This is a genomic window from Streptomyces sp. NPDC087300, assembly GCF_044744425.1.
Classification (GTDB): Bacteria; Actinomycetota; Actinomycetes; order Streptomycetales; family Streptomycetaceae; genus Streptomyces.
Window position 1 is genome coordinate 434,709 of the sequence record NZ_JBIUYI010000003.1, and the last position, 16,428, is coordinate 451,136.

Below are 16,428 nucleotides of genomic sequence, written 5' to 3' on the forward strand. Positions count from 1 at the left end.
ACGGCTCGGCGTACGTCTCCGGCTCACCTTGCCACACTCGCTTTCGATTACCGTCTACGTATGACAACCGCCGCGTCCATCAAGGGGAGTGCCCGGGGCAGCGCCCGGGGGAACGCAACCGGAGTGGGTCCTCTGTTGCGCGGCTGGCGCGAGCGCCGCCGCGTCAGCCAGCTGGAGCTGGCCCTGCGCGCCGATTCGTCGGCGCGGCACATCAGCTTCGTGGAGACCGGCAGGTCGCGGCCGAGTGAGGAGTTCCTGCTGCGCCTCGCCGACCACCTCGACGTGCCGATGCGCGACCGCAACTCCCTGCTGCTCGCGGCCGGTTACGCGCCGCACTTCCGGGAGACCCCGCTCGACGACCCCTCGATGGGCGCGCTGCGCGAGAGCCTGGATCGGCTGCTCACCGGGTACGAGCCCTATCCGGCACTGGTCGTCGACGCGACGTACGACGTCGTCGCGGCGAACCGCAGCCTCGCGACGCTGCTCGACGGCGTGCCCGAGCACCTGCTCGCCGCGCAGCCGCTGAACGCCATGCGGCTCACCCTGCACCCGGAGGGCCTCGCCCCGCGGATCCGCAATCTGCGCGAGTGGCGCGGGCATCTGCTGCACCAGATGGAGCGGCAGATCGCGTTGCAGCGCTCCGACGCGCTGCGTGCCGTGTACGACGAGGTGGCCGCCTATCCGGTGGCGGACCCGGGGACCGACGCCTTCGACGCCGACACGGACGTGCCGTACTTCGCGCTGCCGCTGCGCATCGAGCACGGCGGGCAGATCCTGTCCTTCATCTCGTCCATCTCGACGTTCAACACGCCCATGGACGTGACGGTCGCCGAGCTGGCCATCGAGACACTGCTCCCGGCCGACCCGGCGACGTCGAAGTACCTCCAGCGGCTGATGGCCTAGCGCCCGGCGCGCAACGCCACGTACTGGAGCGCCGCGAAGCCGCCCACGGTCACGGCCTGGAGCGGGATCCACACGGCGCCCGCCGTGCCGGGCGAGAGCCAGCCCGCGAGGGCGACGAAGCTGAGCACCGCCCAGGCCGCGTTCACCTCGATCACCGCCCTGACCGGGAACACCGGCGGACTCTTGCGGGCGGCGAGGAAGCCGACGCCCGCGGCGTAGAGGGTCAGGAAGACGCCGAGGGTGAGCAGCAGCTCCTGGTCGACGCCGAGGAAGCGCCCGAGGGGGCCCGACGCGGCGGCGTAGGCGAGCCCGTTGGCCGCGGTGACGACCGCGTCGAGCGCGAGGAAGCGGCGCAGCATGGTCCGCGGGTCGGTGGTGCGGGCCAGGGCGGTGAGCGGGGACGCAGACAGGGCGGACATGAGGGATCAGCCTCCAAGCAGGGGAAAGGTCGGTTCCTGGACCCGGATCCGGGCCGGAGTGCGCCGGACCGGATCCGGTGGGACCACTCTCCCCGGGCGGCGCGGGGCGGTCGATTACGTCGGGGGTAATGCGACGTCGGCACCCGGGTATGTGGGCGCCTCCCAGGACCCGCACGACAGGGCCCACACCCCCCGCCCCCCCAACCCGTACGGCCGCTGCCGACAGGTGCTCCGCCCCGCCCGCGCCTAGGTTCGTTGAAAGGCAGACCTAGGGAGCTCCACGGTGACAGAGACGACCGAGCCCGCCGCCGCCCTGTTGCGGGCGGGCAAGTTCTTCCGGCGCGGCACCGCCGCCCCCGACCTGCACAGCGTCCAGCTGACCGGCGGCCGGGACGCGGACGCGTTCTACCGCGACCGGTGGAGCCACGACAAGGTCGTGAACTCCACGCACGGCGTGAACTGCACCGGCTCCTGCCGCTGGAAGGTGTACGTCAAGGACGGCATCATCACCTGGGAGACCCAGCAGACGGACTATCCGAGCGTGGGCCCCGACCGCCCCGAGTACGAGCCGCGCGGCTGCCCGCGCGGCGCCGCGTTCTCCTGGTACACGTACTCCCCCACCCGGGTGCGCTACCCGTATCTGCGCGGCGTGCTCCTGGAGATGTACCGGGAGGCGAAGTCCCGCCTCGGCGACCCCGTCCTGGCCTGGGCCGACATCCAGGGCGATCCGGAGCGCCGGGCCCGGTACCAGCAGGCGCGCGGCAAGGGCGGTCTGGTGCGGGCGACGTGGGACGAGGCCGTCGAGATCATCGCGGCCGCGCACGTCCACACCATCAAGACGTACGGCCCCGACCGCGTCGCCGGGTTCTCCCCCATCCCCGCGATGTCGATGGTGTCGCACGCGGCCGGGGCCCGTTTCATGAGCCTGATCGGCGCGCCGATGCTGTCGTTCTACGACTGGTACGCGGATCTCCCGGTGGCCTCGCCCCAGGTGTTCGGCGACCAGACCGACGTGCCCGAATCGGGTGACTGGTGGGACGCCGCGTATCTGATGATGTGGGGCTCGAACGTCCCGGTGACGCGGACGCCCGACGCGCACTGGATGGCGGAGGCGCGCTACCGGGGCCAGAAGGTCGTGGTCGTGGCGCCCGACTACGCCGACAACGCCAAGTTCGCCGACGAGTGGCTGCACCCGCATCCGGGCACCGACGGGGCGCTCGCCCTCGCGATGGGGCACGTGATCCTCAAGGAGTTCTTCGTCGACCGGCAGACGGAGTTCTTCACCGACTACGTGCGCAAGTTCACCGATCTGCCGTTCCTGGTGACGCTGACCGAGCGCGACGGCGCGTACGTCCCCTCGAAGTTCCTGCGCGCCAGCGACCTCGGTGACGACGGCGAGGGCGGCGAGTGGAAGACGGCGGTGCTCGACGCGAACACCGGGCGGCCCGCCGTGCCCAACGGTTCGCTCGGCTTCCGCTGGACCGACTCGGGCAAGGGCAAGTGGAACCTTGAGCTCGGCAGCATCGAGCCGCTCCTGAGCCTGCACGGCTCGGCGGTCGCGGCCGGCACCGAGGTGCTGCTCCCGCGCTTCGACACCGAGGGCGGCACGCACGGCCAGGGCCGCGGCGAGGTGGTGCGCCGCGGGGTGCCCGCCACCCGGCTCGGCGGCCAGGAAGGGCCGCTGGTCACCACGGTCTTCGACCTGCTGCTCGCGCAGTACGGCGTGGCGCGCGATGGCCTGCCCGGCGAGTGGCCCGCCTCGTACGACGACGTGGCCGCGCCCGGCACGCCCGCCTGGCAGGAGGCGCACACCTCCGTGCCCGCCGCCAAGTGCGTCAAGATCGCGCGGGAGTTCGCGAGGACGGCCGAGCAGTCGCGCGGCCGCTGCATGATCCTGATGGGCGCGGGCACCAACCACTGGTTCCACTCCGAGACCATCTACCGCTCCTTCCTCGCGCTGCTCCAGCTCACCGGCTGCCAGGGCCGCAACGGCGGCGGCTGGGCGCACTACGTGGGGCAGGAGAAGTGCCGACCCGCCACCGGCTGGGCGACGCTGGCCAGCGCCAACGACTGGAGCAGGCCGCCGCGCCAGATGATCGGCGCCGCGTACTGGTTCCTCAACACCGACCAGTGGCGCTACGACAAGTTCGCCGCCGACGTGCTCGCCTCCCCGCTGGGCGAGGGCCGGTTCGCGGGCATGACGGGCGCCGACTGCCTGGCGCTCTCGGCGCGCTCCGGCTGGATGCCGTCGTACCCGACCTTCGACCGCAACTCCCTCGACCTCGGCGCCGCCACCGGCGACCCGGTGGCCAGCGCGGTGGACGAACTGAAGGCGGGCACCCTCAAGTTCGCCTGCGAGGACCCGGACGCGCCGGAGAACTGGCCGCGGGTCCTCACCCTGTGGCGCGCCAACCTGCTCGGCTCGTCCGCCAAGGGCGCCGAGTACTTCACCAAGCACCTGCTCGGCACGCACTCCTCGCTGCGCGCCGAGGAGGCGGCACCGAACGAGCGTCCCTCGACGGTGACTTGGCGCGACGAGGCCCCCGAGGGCAAGCTCGACCTGCTCGTCTCGCTCGACTTCCGCCAGACCTCGTCGACGCTCCTGTCCGACGTGGTGCTGCCCGCCGCCACCTGGTACGAGAAGCACGACCTCTCGACCACGGACATGCACCCCTACGTGCACTCCTTCACCCCGGCCGTCGACCCGCCCTGGCAGGCCCGCACCGACTTCGACACCTTCCGCGTGATCGCCGACCGGCTCAGCGAGCTGTCGGTCGACCACCTCGGCGTACGCAAGGACCTCGTCGCCACCGCGCTCCAGCACGACACCCCCGGGGAGACCGCGCAGCCCGGCGGGATCGTCCTGGACTGGCGCAAGGGCGAGTGCGAGCCGGTGCCGGGCAGGACCATGCCGAACCTGACGGTCGTGGAGCGCGACTACACGGCGATCGGCGCGAAGTTCACCGCACTGGGACCGCTGGTGGAGAAGCTCGGGCTGCCGGTCAAGGGCATCTCCTTCAACCCCGACCAGGAGGTCGAGGACCTCAAGGAGCGCAACGGCGTGGTGCGCGGCGGGCCCGCCGACGGGCGCCCGGCCCTGGACACCGCGGTGAAGGCGGCCAACACCATCCTCGCCCTGTCCGGCACGACGAACGGGCGCCTGGCGACGCAGGGCTTCCACACGCTTGAGGCGCGCACCGGCCAGGAGATGGCGCACCTGGCCGCCGAACACGAGGGCAAGCGCATCACGTACGCCGACACGCAGGCCGCCCCCGTACCGGTGATCACCTCGCCGGAGTGGAGCGGCAGCGAGTCGGGCGGGCGCCGCTACACGGCGTTCACGCTCAACACCGAGCACCTCAAGCCCTGGCACACCCTCACCGGGCGCCAGCACTTCTTCATCGACCACGACTGGATGCACGAGCTGGGCGAGGCGATGCCCGTCTACCGGCCGCCCCTCGACATGAACCGGCTCTTCGGCGAGCCGCGACTCGGCCCTGACGGCGAGAAGGAAGTGACGGTCCGCTACCTCACGCCGCACAACAAGTGGTCCATCCACTCCGAGTACCAGGACAACCTGTTCATGCTCTCCCTGTCGCGCGGCGGCCAGTGCATCTGGATGGCACCGCAGGACGCCGAGGCGATCGGCGTCAAGGACAACGACTGGATCGAGGCGGTCAACAGGAACGGCGTCGTGGTGGCGCGCGCGGTCGTCTCGCACCGGATGCCCGCGGGCACGGTCTACATGCACCACGCGCAGGAACGCACCGTGAACGTCCCCAAGACGGAGACCACCGGAAAGCGCGGCGGCATCCACAACTCGCTCACCCGGCTCATCCTCAAGCCGTCCCATCTCATCGGCGGATACGCGCAGTTGTCATGGGCGTTCAACTATCTGGGCCCGACGGGCAACCAGCGCGACGAGGTGACGGTCATCCGCCGCCGCAGCCAGGAGGTGCAGTACTGATGCCCCGTGGCGAAGCCACCCAACGACGCGTGATGGCACAGATCGCGATGGTGATGAACCTCGACAAGTGCATCGGGTGTCACACCTGTTCGGTCACCTGCAAGCAGGCGTGGACCAACCGTGACGGCATGGAGTACGTCTGGTTCAACAACGTCGAGACCCGCCCTGGCCAGGGCTATCCGCGCCGCTACGAGGACCAGGAGAAGTGGCGCGGCGGCTGGGAGCTGAACAAGCGCGGCGCGCTCAAGCTGAAGAACGGCGGCCGGATCAAGTCCCTCCTGGAGATCTTCTCCAACCCCAAGCTCCCGGAGATCAAGGACTACTACGAGCCCTGGACGTACGAGTACAAGAACCTCACCGACGCCCCGCTCGGCGACGACTACCCGGTGGCCGAGCCGCGGTCGCTGATCTCCGGCAAGCCGATGAAGATCGAGTGGTCCTCGAACTGGGACGACAACCTCGGCGGCGCCACCGAGCACGGCGACCTGGACCCGATGGTCGCCAAGACCCGCCAACAGGCCGCCGACAAGGTGAAGTTCGCCTTCGAGCAGACCTTCATGTTCTATCTGCCGCGGATCTGCGAGCACTGTCTGAACCCGGCCTGCGTGGCGTCCTGCCCCTCGGGCGCGATGTACAAGCGCGAGGAGGACGGCATCGTCCTGGTCGACCAGGACAGCTGCCGCGGCTGGCGCAAGTGCGTGACGGGCTGCCCGTACAAGAAGGTCTACTTCAACCACCGCACCGGCAAGGCCGAGAAGTGCACGATGTGCTACCCGCGCGTCGAGGTGGGGCTACCCACCGTCTGCTCCGAGACCTGCGTGGGACGCCTGCGCTACCTCGGGGTGATCCTCTACGACCCCGACAAGGTGACCGAGGCGGCCTCGGAGCCGGACGAACACAAGCTGTACGAGGCGCAGTTGGGCGTCTTCCTGGACCCCGACGACCCGCAGGTGCGCAGGGACGCCGAGCGCTCCGGGATCTCCTACGACTGGCTGGAGGCGGCCCGCCGCTCCCCCGTGCACGCGCTGATCAGCAAGTACAAGGTGGCGCTCCCGCTGCACCCGGAGTACCGCACCATGCCGATGGTCTGGTACATCCCGCCGCTCTCCCCGGTGGTGGACTCGCTGAGCGAGACCGGTCACGACGGCGAGGACCTGGACAACCTCTTCGGGGCGATCGACACCCTGCGCATCCCCCTCGAATACCTCGCGGAGATCTTCACGGCGGGCGACGTCGGACCGGTGCGCTCCTCCCTGGAGAAGCTGGCGGCGATGCGCGCGCACATGCGGGCCATCAACCTCGGCGAGCGGCCCGACGGCGCCGCGGGCGCGTCGGTGGGCATGTCGGCCCAGGAGATCGAGGAGATGTACCGGCTGCTCGCCATCGCCAAGTACGAGGACCGCTACGTCATCCCCACCGCGGCGGTCGGCGACGCCCGGCGCCTGGAGGAGTCCGCACTCCCCGACTCGTGCAGCCTCGACTACGAGGACGGCCCCGGCATGGGCGGCGAGGGCCCCTTCGGCCAGGACTCGGGGCGCAAGCAGCTCCCCCTGGTGACCATCGAGAACTTCCACGCCCTGCGGGCCAGACAGACCGCCGACGAACAGCCGAGCGCGGCCGAGGAGGCCCACGCGGCCAAGGAGGACGACCGGTGACGCGGCACGCGGTGCTCTACCAGGCGGCGGCGTTCTGCCTGGCCTACCCGGACGACGAGTTCCGCGCGCGCCTCCCGCTGCTGCGGGCCGCGGCGCCGGCCCCGCTCGCCGGATTCCTCGACCACGCCGAGGCGACCGGGCCGCGCGAACTGGCCGCGCACTACGTCCAGGTCTTCGACTTCAAGAACCGGCACAGCCTCTATCTGAGCTGGTGGCGGGACGGCGACACGCGGCGGCGCGGCATGGCCCTGGTGCGCTTCAAGGAGGTCTACCGCGAGCACGGCCTCGAGTTCAGCGGCGAGGAACTGCCCGACTTCCTGCCCGCGGTCCTGGAGTTCTCCGCGCACGCGGGCCCGGTGCTCCTGGCGGAGAACCGCAGCGGTCTCGAACTGCTCAGGCTGGCCCTGACCGGCTTCGGTACGCCGTACGCCGCCGTGCTCGACGCGGTCTGCGCCTCGCTGCCTGGGCCCTCGCCGAAGGACCGCGCCGAGGCGCTGGCGCTGGCCCGCTCGGGGCCGCCGCGCGAGGACGTGGGACTCGAACCGTTCGGCGGCATGGAACCCTTCGCACTCATCGGGGAGCGACCCTCATGAAGACACTGCTGTGGAGCGTGCTCCCCTACGTCGCCTTCGTCCTGCTCGTGGCGGGCATCATCTGGCGCTACCGCTACGACAAGTTCGGCTGGACGACCCGCTCCTCGCAGGTCTACGAGTCCAAGCTCCTGAACATCGCGTCGCCGATGTTCCACTACGGCATCCTCTTCGTGCTCGTGGGCCACCTCATGGGCCTGTTCGTGCCGGAGTCGTGGACGGACAAGGTCGGCCTGACCGAGAGCGCGTACCACAAGCTGTCACTGTGGGGCGGCACGGCGGCGGGCGCGCTCGCCGTCGCCGGCATCCTGATGCTCCTCTACCGCCGCCGCACCAAGGCGCCCGTCTTCCGCGCGACGACCGCCAACGACAAGGTGATGTACGTCGTGCTGCTCGCGGCGATCGTCATGGGCATGTGGGCCAAGCTCACCAACTCGGGCCTTGAGGAGGGCTACAACTACCGCGAGTCGATCGCTCCTTGGGCCCGCAGCCTGTTCACGCTCCAGCCCGACGTCGACCGGATGGTGGGCGTCCCGCTGACCTTCCAGATCCACGCGGTCATCGGCCTGCTCCTGTTCGCGCTGCTGCCCTTCACCCGGCTGATCCACATGTTCAGCGCGCCGGTGCAGTATCTCTTCCGGCCGTATGTGGTGTATCGGAGCCGGGACCCCAAGAGGGTGGGGGCCCGGCCCGACCGGAGGGGATGGGAGCGGGCTGATTCGTGACGTCTCCCGCGGGTGCGTCGTGGCTGGTCGCACCCACGCGGCGGAGCCGCACATGCCTCAGCCCCGCGCCCCTTACGGGGCGCCCCTGTCCCCGGCGCCCCCCTTGTCCTCCTCGTCCACGATCTCCGCGTCCACCACGCCCTCCTCGGTGGTGGACTCCGAGGGGGCCTGTTGGTCCGAGGCGCCCCCGCCGGAGTTCGCGTACATCGCCTGCCCCATCCGCTGGCTGACGGTGGCGAGCTTCTCGGCGCCGGTGCGCAGGGCCGCGGTGTCGTCCGGCCTGTTCTTGAGGAGGTCCTTCAACTCGGCTGCCGCCGCCTCCACTTCGCTCTTCGTGTCGGCGGGGACGCGCTCCTCGTTGTCGCGCAGGAACCGCTCGGTCTGGTAGACGAGCTGCTCGGACTGGTTGCGGGTCTCCGCGGCCTCGCGGCGCTTGCGGTCCTCCTCCGCGTGCTCCTCCGCCTCGCGGACCATCCGGTTGATGTCGTCCTTGGGCAGCGCGGAGCCGCCGGTCACCGTCATGCGCTGCTCGCGCCCGGTGGCCTCGTCCTTCGCCGAGACGTGCATGATTCCGTTGGCGTCGATGTCGAAGGTGACCTCGATCTTGGGGACGCCGCGCGGCGCGGGCGGCAGCCCGGTGAGGTCGAAGACGCCGAGCTTCTTGTTGTACGCGGCGATATCCCGCTCGCCCTGGAAGACCTGGATGCCCACCGAGGGCTGGTTGTCCTCGGCGGTCGAGAAGGTCTCCGAACGCTTGGTGGGGATCGTGGTGTTGCGCTCGATGAGCTTGGTCATGATGCCGCCCTTGGTCTCGATGCCCAGGGACAGCGGGGTCACGTCGAGCAGCAGCACGTCCTTCACGTCACCGCGGATCACCCCGGCCTGCAGGGCGGCGCCGAGCGCCACCACCTCGTCGGGGTTGACGCCCTTGTGCGGGTCCTTGCCGGTGAGCTCCCTGACCAGTTCGCTCACGGCGGGCATCCGGGTGGAGCCGCCCACCAGGATCACGTGGTCGACGGCGGACAGCTTGATGCCCGCGTCCTTGACCGCCTGGTGGAAGGGCTGCTTGCAGCGGTCGAGCAAGTCCGCGGTCAGCTCCTGGAACTGAGCGCGCGTCAGTTTCTCGGCGAGGTGCAGCGGTCCGTCGGCGGAGGCGGTGATGTAGGGCAGGTTGATGTCCGTCTCGCTCGACGAGGACAGCTCGATCTTCGCCTTCTCCGCGCCCTCGCGCAGCCGCTGGAGCGCCATCTTGTCCTTGGCGAGGTCCACGCCGTGCCCGTTCTTGAACTGCCGCACCAGGAACTCGACGATCCGCTGGTCCCAGTCGTCGCCGCCGAGCTGGGTGTCGCCGTTGGTGGCCTTGACCTCGATGACGCCGTCGCCCATCTCCAGGAGGGACACGTCGAAGGTGCCGCCGCCGAGGTCGAAGACGAGCACGGTCTGGTCGTCGCCCTTGTCGAGGCCGTACGCGAGGGCGGCCGCCGTCGGCTCGTTGATGATGCGCAGGACCTTGAGGCCCGCGATCTCGCCGGCCTCCTTGGTGGCCTGGCGCTGGGTGTCGTCGAAGTACGCGGGCACGGTGACCACCGCGTCGGTGACGTCCTCGCCCAGATAGGACTCGGCGTCGCGCTTGAGCTTCTGGAGCACGCGCGCGGACAGCTCCTGCGCGGTGTAGCGGGTGCCGTCCACGGAGCCGCTCTCCGGGAAGCGCCAACCCCCGTCGCCCATATGGCGTTTGACGGAACGCGCGGTCCGCTCCACGTTCGTGACCGCCTGCCGCTTGGCGACCTCGCCCACCAGGACGTCGCCGCTCTTCGCGAACGCGACGACCGACGGCGTGGTGCGCGCGCCCTCCGCGTTGACGACGACGGTGGGCTCACCGCCCTCCAGCACGGCCACCACTGAGTTCGTCGTCCCGAGATCGATCCCGACCGCACGTGCCATGGTCCAGTCCCTTCCGCCGCGAGCCCAAGTCCCCCGTATCCAGGTCTACTCCACTCTCCATCACAAAACTTGAGCGGGCTCTTGTCAACCCCCGGACATGACGGTGCCGCCGCCCCGGCGGGGACGGCGGCACGGTCAACAGGCGTCGCGTCAGGCCAGCTTGGCCGAAAGCGTGATGGTCGTGCCCGTGAGCGCCTGGCTCACCGGGCAGTTGGCCTTGGCGTCCTCGGCGGCCGAGGTGAAGGCGGCCTCGTCGAGGCCCGGCACGGTGCCCTCGACGGTGAGGTGGATGCCGGTGATGCCGGTGCCCGGCTGGAAGGTCACGTCGGCCGAGGTGACCAGGCGGGTGGGCGGGGTGCCCGCGCCCGTCAGGCCGTGCGAGAGGGCCATGGAGAAGCAGCTGGAGTGCGCGGCCGCGATCAGCTCCTCGGGGCTGGTCTTGCCGTTCGCCTCCTCGGCGCGCGAGGGCCAGGACACCGCCTGCTCCCCGATGGCCGAGGAGTCGAACGTGACGGTGCCCGACCCCTCCGTCAGCGAACCTTCCCAGACCGTGTGCGCGGAGCGCGTGGTTGCCACGATTGCGTTCCCTTCAGTGCGGTTCCGTGATCGGAACTTCCGTGGCCCTCATCCGATCACACTCCGGATGAAATCGGGCCGCGCGGGGTGCGGCGGGGCCTTGGATGTGTTCGAGCAGGGAGCGCAGGTACGCATCGGCCGATACGAACAAGTTGTGTGGGCCGCAGCGCCACAGATGCCTCTGAGGTGCGAGAACAGGTCCGTGACGGGGGCCCAATGGCCGGAATGGCAACTGGGCAAGGGCCGTCGGCGGTGACACTTTGAGGCCCCCTCGCGCACGGAACGAGGAGATCCACTCAGGGGGTATGGCCATGCGCATGAACTACTCGGACCGGGGTCCTTCTCCGCTGGAGCCCGAGAAGCCGGGAGCGGCGGGCGACCGCGACTCGACCTTCGGCTGGTGGGGTGCGTTCAGCATCCAGAAGTTCGTCAACCAGGCGACGCTCTACCACACGCACGAGGACGCCACCGGCTGGCTGGCGTACCTCCAGCAGTTCTACGACCGCAACTTCTGGTTCGCCGACGGCGGCGCCCAGGTGTGGGCGTACGAGGAGACGTACGACAACTGGCAGGACCGCTACGGGATGGACGCGGTGTGCGCCGTCTACCACTCGGGCCACGGCGGTATGGACGGCAACGGCGTCTTCTTCGCGCCACTGGGCGCCGTCTGGGACGGCCGCAGCGACGCGATCTCCAACCGGATGGCGCTCGGCAACGAGAAGGCCAACTACGTCTTCTGGTCGACCTGTGACTCGCTCAAGGTCACCGGCGGCCACTCCCCGATCCGCACCTGGGCGGGCCCCAACATCGGCTTCCGGATGATCTTCGGGTTCGAGACCACCAGCATCGACAGCGGGGACTACGGCAAGAAGTTCTGGGAGAAGTGGCGGGCCGGGCAGACGTACTGCGACGCCTGGCTGAACGCGAGCTGGGACATCTACCACGGCCAGGCGCCCTCGGTCGCCGCGGTCGGCACCACCCAGGCCGAGGCCGTCAACCGGCTCAACACCGAGCGCAACTTCTACCGCGACCACGTGCCGGACACCTGGTACGCGTGGCGCTGGTACTACGCGCGCGAAGGCGTCAGGGAGCCGCTCACCCAGCTCCCCGGCAGCCAGCAGATCGTGCAGCTCGCGCCCCGCGACCCGAGCGCGGAACTGACCTCGCTGGGCCGGCAGGCCGGGTTCCCGACGGCCGCGCTGCAAGAGGTGCAGGTCGAACGGCAGGGCGTCGTCAACGCGACCTCAGGCGACCGGGTCATCTCCACCGCGCCGGGCGGCGACCGGTGGATCAAGCTCGCCGAGCCCAACCACCGCAACACCCAGCAGCTGCCCACCGACCGCGCCGTCGAGGCCGCGCGCACCTTCGCCGAGCAGTACGCCGAGGGCGCCGAACTCGTCGTCGACAGCGTGCACGACCTGATGCAGAACTCCGGCACCAAGGACGGCTCCGAGGTCGGGCGCCCGGTGTCCCTGCAGACCCACGTGACGTTCCGCCAGGTCTTCGACGGCGTGCCCGTCATCACCCCCGGGCGCGGCCTGATCCGGGTGGGCCTGGACAACGACGGCACCGTCGTCCAGTCGCAGATCGCCACCCGCAAGGCCACCGGCGTCACGCGCGAGCCGAGCACGGAGGTCTCCCCGCCGCCGCCCAAGGGCGGCAAGGCGACGGCGGCGCCGCTGGAGCGCGACCCGCGCAAGGCGCTCGACGCGGCGCAGAAGAAGCTGCTCGCCGAACTCGCGGCCGTCACCGCGGGCGAGACGGCACAGGGCGCGGCGCAACAGCGTCAGCCCGAGGTCAAGGACGTGCCCGGCACGTTCGAGGTCGGCTACGAGGTGGAGGGCAACGAGGCGTACCCCGCGGCCCGCAAGCTGATCGAGATCGGCGAGCGGGACAGCATGTTCCGCACGCAGCGCTGGGTCGTCGCGCCGCTGGCGAGGTAGGCGCGACCGCGGGCCGCCCCCACCGTTGGGGGCGGTGGAGGCGGCCCGTCGTGCGAACTTGGGATCAGTCGTCCGAGGTGGCGGCCCGCTGCTTGCGGGCCGCCATCACCGCGTAGACGAGCACGCCCACGAAGAGGAACAGCACGCCCTGGTAGACGGCCGCGTAGCCGGACCCCGCGACGAGCCACATCGCGAACGCGAACGCCACACCGGCGAGCGTCGCGTCGCGCACCAGGCGGCCGCGGTCGACGCGCTCGCGCTGCCCGGAGACCAGGAAGTAGATCTGCGCGGCGGTCGCGAGGAGATACGGCACGGTCGCCGTGAACGTGGTGATCAGGACGAGCGACTCGAAGACGCCGCCGGAACCCGCCGTGTAGTTGTAGACGGTCAGGAGCGAGGCGAGGACGACGGTGACGAGGACACCGACGGTCGGCACACCGCGCTTCTTCTTGCCGAACGCGGCCGGGAAGAGCCCGTCCTTGGCGGCCGCGTACGGCGTCTGGGCGCTCAGCAGCGTCCAGCCGTTGAGGGCACCGACCATCGAGACCAGCGCGGCCACGGCGACCGCGGTGCCGCCCCAGGAGCCGCCGAACATGACGTCGACGGCGTCGGAGAAGGGCGCGGTCGAGGTGACCAGTTTGTCGTGGGCTACCGTCCCGAACACGGCGAGCGTGCCGAGCAGATAGACCAGGGCGGCGCCGAGGGTGCCGAGGATGGTGGCGCGCCCGACGTTGCGCCGCGGGTCGCGGACCTCGCCCGCACTGACGGCGGCCGACTCGACGCCCAGGTAGGAGAAGAGCAGGATCGCGGCGGCCGCCGAGACGGCCCCCATCGGACTGTCGTCGCTCGCCTGGAACGGCCCGAGGTTGGCGCTGTCGAAGAAGAACAGGCCGCCGATCGCGACGAGCAGCAGCGGCAGGAACTTCAGTACGGTCGCCACCAGTTGGACCGCGCCGACGTAGCGGGTGCCCGCGAAGTTGGCGAGCGCGGGCAGGAGTTGCAGGACGAGGGCGGCCAGACAGGCGGACCACTTGTGGTCGTTGACGGGGATCAGGACGTCCAGGTACCCGACGGCCGCGACGGCGAGCGCCGCGTTCGACACCCAGGTGGTGATCCAGTACGACCAGGCGGCCAGGAAACCCGCGAAGTCTCCGAAGGCAGCCCGCGCGTACACATAGGGTCCGCCGGTACGCGGGTCACGCTCGGCCAGGCGTCCGAACACCAACGCGAGCGCGATGGCGCCCGCCGACAGGACGGCGAAGGCGACCAGGCTGATGGTGCCGAACGGGGCGACGGAGGCCGGGAGCAGGAAGATGCCGCCGCCGATGATGTTGCCCATGACGAGGCAGGTGGCGATCGGGAGGCCGAAGCGCCGGGCGTGCCGGCTCTGCGCCTCCTGACCTTCTCCCTGGTCGGGGGCCGGAGCCGGGTCTGCCGCGGTTCCGGTGTCGTGCATGGGGTGGTGCGCCTCTCGTCGTGCCGGGCGCCCGGGATCGCCGAGCGGAAGCCATGGTCGGACACGGCGAACGCTCCACCAAATCAGTGTGTTTTGTCCTGCGTGGCGGCCTCGGCGGCCGCAAATGCTGTGTCACCAGGGGCTTTCGGCGAGGAATCGTCCACCGGAACAGGGGCCTCCGCGACGGCCTCCCGCCCCGTGCCCAGCGGTACCTCAGGCCCCAGGTCCTCGCCGAGCCAGCACCGCAGTACGCGGTGGACCTGCTCGGCGCCGACCAGCTCCTGCCCCGGCGCCACCGGCTCGGAGAGCGCGAGCGGCGACAGCAGGAACGGCCTGGCCTGCGCCCCGCCGAGCCCGCCGTGCGAGCCGATCTGCTCCTCGAAGGCGAGCACTTCGCCCTCCGCCGGGTCGTACCAGGAGTTGACCATGATGTCGGCGGTGTGCGGAAAGCCGTCGGTACGCCGTACTGCCTCCGCCGCGCCGGGCCCGAAATCGGCGAGCGGCCCGAGATCGGCGGGCTCCTCGTCCAGATACACCTCCGCGCCGCGCGCCCCGAGCACGACGGGACCGCGCTCCGCGCTGCGGACCAGGAGGAAGCCGATGCCCGGATGGTTGGCGAGCGTGGGCAGCAGCGCGGGATGGCGCCGGTCCAGCTCCTCACGGGTCATCCGGTGCGGCACGTCGGGGAAGGAGACGAGCCCGAGGTTGCCGGAGGCCAGCACGACCGGCTCGGCGCGGCGCGCGGGCCGCCGCTCGTCGGCGCCCTCCTCGACCGGGCGGCGCAGCGCGGCCCGCACCGTCGCGCGGGCCTCGGCGCCGCTGTGCGTGCGCTGCGCCCTGCGCGGCACGGGAAGGCCGCAGCCCGCCCGCACCAGATCGGCGAGCGTCAGCCCGTACCGCGCGCGGAACGTCTCCCCCGGGCTCTGCCCGTGATCGGAGAGCACCACGATCCGGTACGCGCGCGGGGCGTGCTCGGCGACCTGCGCGAGCAGCGCGAGCGAACGGTCCAGGCGGGCGAGCACCTTCTCCACGTCGGGTCCGGTGGGCCCTGAGTGGTGCGCCACCTCGTCGTAGGCGACCAGATCGGCGTAGACCGCGCTGCGCCCCGCGAGCATGTCCCCGATGACGGCGGCGACCACGACGTCCCGCTCGACGACGGTCGCGAAGGCGCGGATGAACGGATAGAGCCCGCCGCGGCCGATGCGCGGCCGCCGCTTCTTGATCCTGGCCCGCGTGGACTCCCCGATCTCCCTGAACACCTCGGCGACGAAGGAGAGCGCGGTGCGGACCGCGTTGGCGGGATCGGAGAAGTACGCGAAGTACCCGGCCCGCGACCGGTTCTCCTTGCCGCGCCTGGCCGCCACGGACAGCACGAGCGCCAGTTGCTCGGCGCCCCCGCTGAAGAGATTGCCGCGACTGGCCCCGTCCACGGTGAGCAGCCCGCCGTCCCCGGTCCGCGCGACGGCGCGGCGCTGGAGCTCCACGGCGGATGCGGGCCGATTGCTGACCATGACCTCGCCGGTGTCCTTCTCGTACCACCGGAAGGCGGGCACGTCGTGGTTGGAACCGTGCAGGATGCCGAGCTGGCTGGCCCCGGTCTGACTGGACCAGTCGGTACGCCAGGGGATGAGCCGGTGCGTGGGATCGCCACCCCCCTCGCCCAGCCAGTGGGCGAGGGTGGGCATGAGGTTCTTGCCGACCGCGTCGCAGAGGACGTCGTGGCCGACGCCGTCGAGCTGGATGAACACGGTGCCGGGCGTGACGGGCCCGCCGCGCCGCTCGCCGGCACGGTCACGGCCGCGCCTGCGCCTGCGGTCGGCGAGCCGGTAGAGCCGGCGCCGGTAGGCGTCGTCGTCCCGGACGGCGAGGGCACCGCCGGTGGCGGAGGCGACGGCGGACATCACCGCGGCCACGACGACCGCGGTCTCCACGCCGACCTCGCCCCTCCCCTCCGGGATCAGCCGCAGGGCGACGAGCAGCAGGGACCCGTTGAGGAAGAAGGCGAGCAGTCCGAGGACGAGAGCGGGTACGAGGAGCAGCGCGCGGACGAGGAGGGGCCACACCACGGCCGAGAGCACGCCGAAGGCACCGGCGCCGAGGGCGGCGGTGACGGCGATGCGGGTGGCGCTGTCGCCGTCGTCGGACTGGAGCTTGAAGTCCGGGAGGATGCCGGCGAGTACGAGCATCGTCAGCGTGCTGACGGCCCATACGGCCACCACGCGCCAGAGCGTGCTGCCGGCTCTGCGCCAC

General features: G+C 70.9%; 11 protein-coding genes. 6 read left to right on the forward strand and 5 right to left on the reverse strand.

Features of this window, described 5'->3' with window-relative positions; all coding sequences use genetic code 11:
• Window positions 1–60: 60 nt before the first annotated feature.
• Window positions 61–903, forward strand: coding sequence for a helix-turn-helix domain-containing protein (locus ACIO9J_RS12735; RefSeq protein WP_401996887.1), 843 nt, complete (start codon window positions 61–63; stop codon window positions 901–903).
• Here ACIO9J_RS12735 and ACIO9J_RS12740 read toward each other — a convergent pair.
• Window positions 900–1,313 carry a hypothetical protein gene (locus tag ACIO9J_RS12740; protein ID WP_401998548.1) on the reverse strand — a complete coding sequence of 138 codons (414 nt, stop codon included), beginning with the start codon at window positions 1,311–1,313 and terminating at the stop codon, window positions 900–902. The two genes, ACIO9J_RS12735 and ACIO9J_RS12740, sit on opposite strands and share 4 nt — an antisense overlap.
• 292 nt (window positions 1,314–1,605) lie before the next feature.
• On the opposite strand from ACIO9J_RS12740, the gene ACIO9J_RS12745 reads away from it, so the two are divergent.
• The 4 genes from ACIO9J_RS12745 to narI are packed head-to-tail and all read left to right on the forward strand — an operon-like array spanning window position 1,606 to window position 8,259.
• A complete protein-coding gene (locus ACIO9J_RS12745) occupies window positions 1,606–5,289 on the forward strand; it encodes a nitrate reductase subunit alpha (protein ID WP_401996889.1) in 3,684 nt (1,227 codons plus the stop codon).
• Complete coding sequence (narH, locus tag ACIO9J_RS12750; RefSeq protein ID WP_401996891.1) at window positions 5,289–6,944, forward strand: nitrate reductase subunit beta; 1,656 nt, start codon at window positions 5,289–5,291, stop codon at window positions 6,942–6,944. The genes ACIO9J_RS12745 and narH overlap by 1 nt, the downstream gene beginning before the upstream one ends.
• Window positions 6,941–7,537, forward strand: a complete 597-nt coding sequence (gene narJ, locus ACIO9J_RS12755; RefSeq protein ID WP_401996893.1) for a nitrate reductase molybdenum cofactor assembly chaperone — start codon at window positions 6,941–6,943, stop codon at window positions 7,535–7,537. The genes narH and narJ overlap by 4 nt, the downstream gene beginning before the upstream one ends.
• Window positions 7,534–8,259 (forward strand): respiratory nitrate reductase subunit gamma, encoded by a 726-nt coding sequence (gene narI / locus ACIO9J_RS12760; RefSeq protein ID WP_401996895.1) that lies wholly within the window; start codon window positions 7,534–7,536, stop codon window positions 8,257–8,259. The genes narJ and narI overlap by 4 nt, the downstream gene beginning before the upstream one ends.
• 72 nt (window positions 8,260–8,331) lie before the next feature.
• Here the strand turns inward: narI and dnaK are convergent, their stop codons facing one another.
• Entirely contained in the window at window positions 8,332–10,203 is a 1,872-nt protein-coding gene (gene dnaK, locus ACIO9J_RS12765; protein WP_401996897.1) for a molecular chaperone DnaK, read from the reverse strand.
• A gap of 150 nt (window positions 10,204–10,353) precedes the next feature.
• Entirely contained in the window at window positions 10,354–10,779 is a 426-nt protein-coding gene (locus tag ACIO9J_RS12770) for an OsmC family protein (RefSeq protein WP_401996900.1), read from the reverse strand.
• A 317-nt stretch (window positions 10,780–11,096) separates the two neighbouring features.
• Between ACIO9J_RS12770 and ACIO9J_RS12775 the strand changes: the two genes are divergently transcribed.
• Window positions 11,097–12,722, forward strand: a complete 1,626-nt coding sequence (locus tag ACIO9J_RS12775; RefSeq protein WP_401996902.1) for a DUF6345 domain-containing protein — start codon at window positions 11,097–11,099, stop codon at window positions 12,720–12,722.
• 64 nt (window positions 12,723–12,786) lie between these two features.
• Here ACIO9J_RS12775 and ACIO9J_RS12780 read toward each other — a convergent pair whose 3' ends face one another.
• Window positions 12,787–14,178 carry an amino acid permease gene (locus ACIO9J_RS12780; protein WP_401996905.1) on the reverse strand — a complete coding sequence of 464 codons (1,392 nt, stop codon included), beginning with the start codon at window positions 14,176–14,178 and terminating at the stop codon, window positions 12,787–12,789.
• Window positions 14,179–14,261: 83 nt separating this feature from the next.
• Window positions 14,262–16,364, reverse strand: a complete 2,103-nt coding sequence (locus ACIO9J_RS12785; RefSeq protein WP_401998550.1) for an alkaline phosphatase family protein — start codon at window positions 16,362–16,364, stop codon at window positions 14,262–14,264.
• Between the last annotated feature and the right edge of the window lie 64 nt (window positions 16,365–16,428).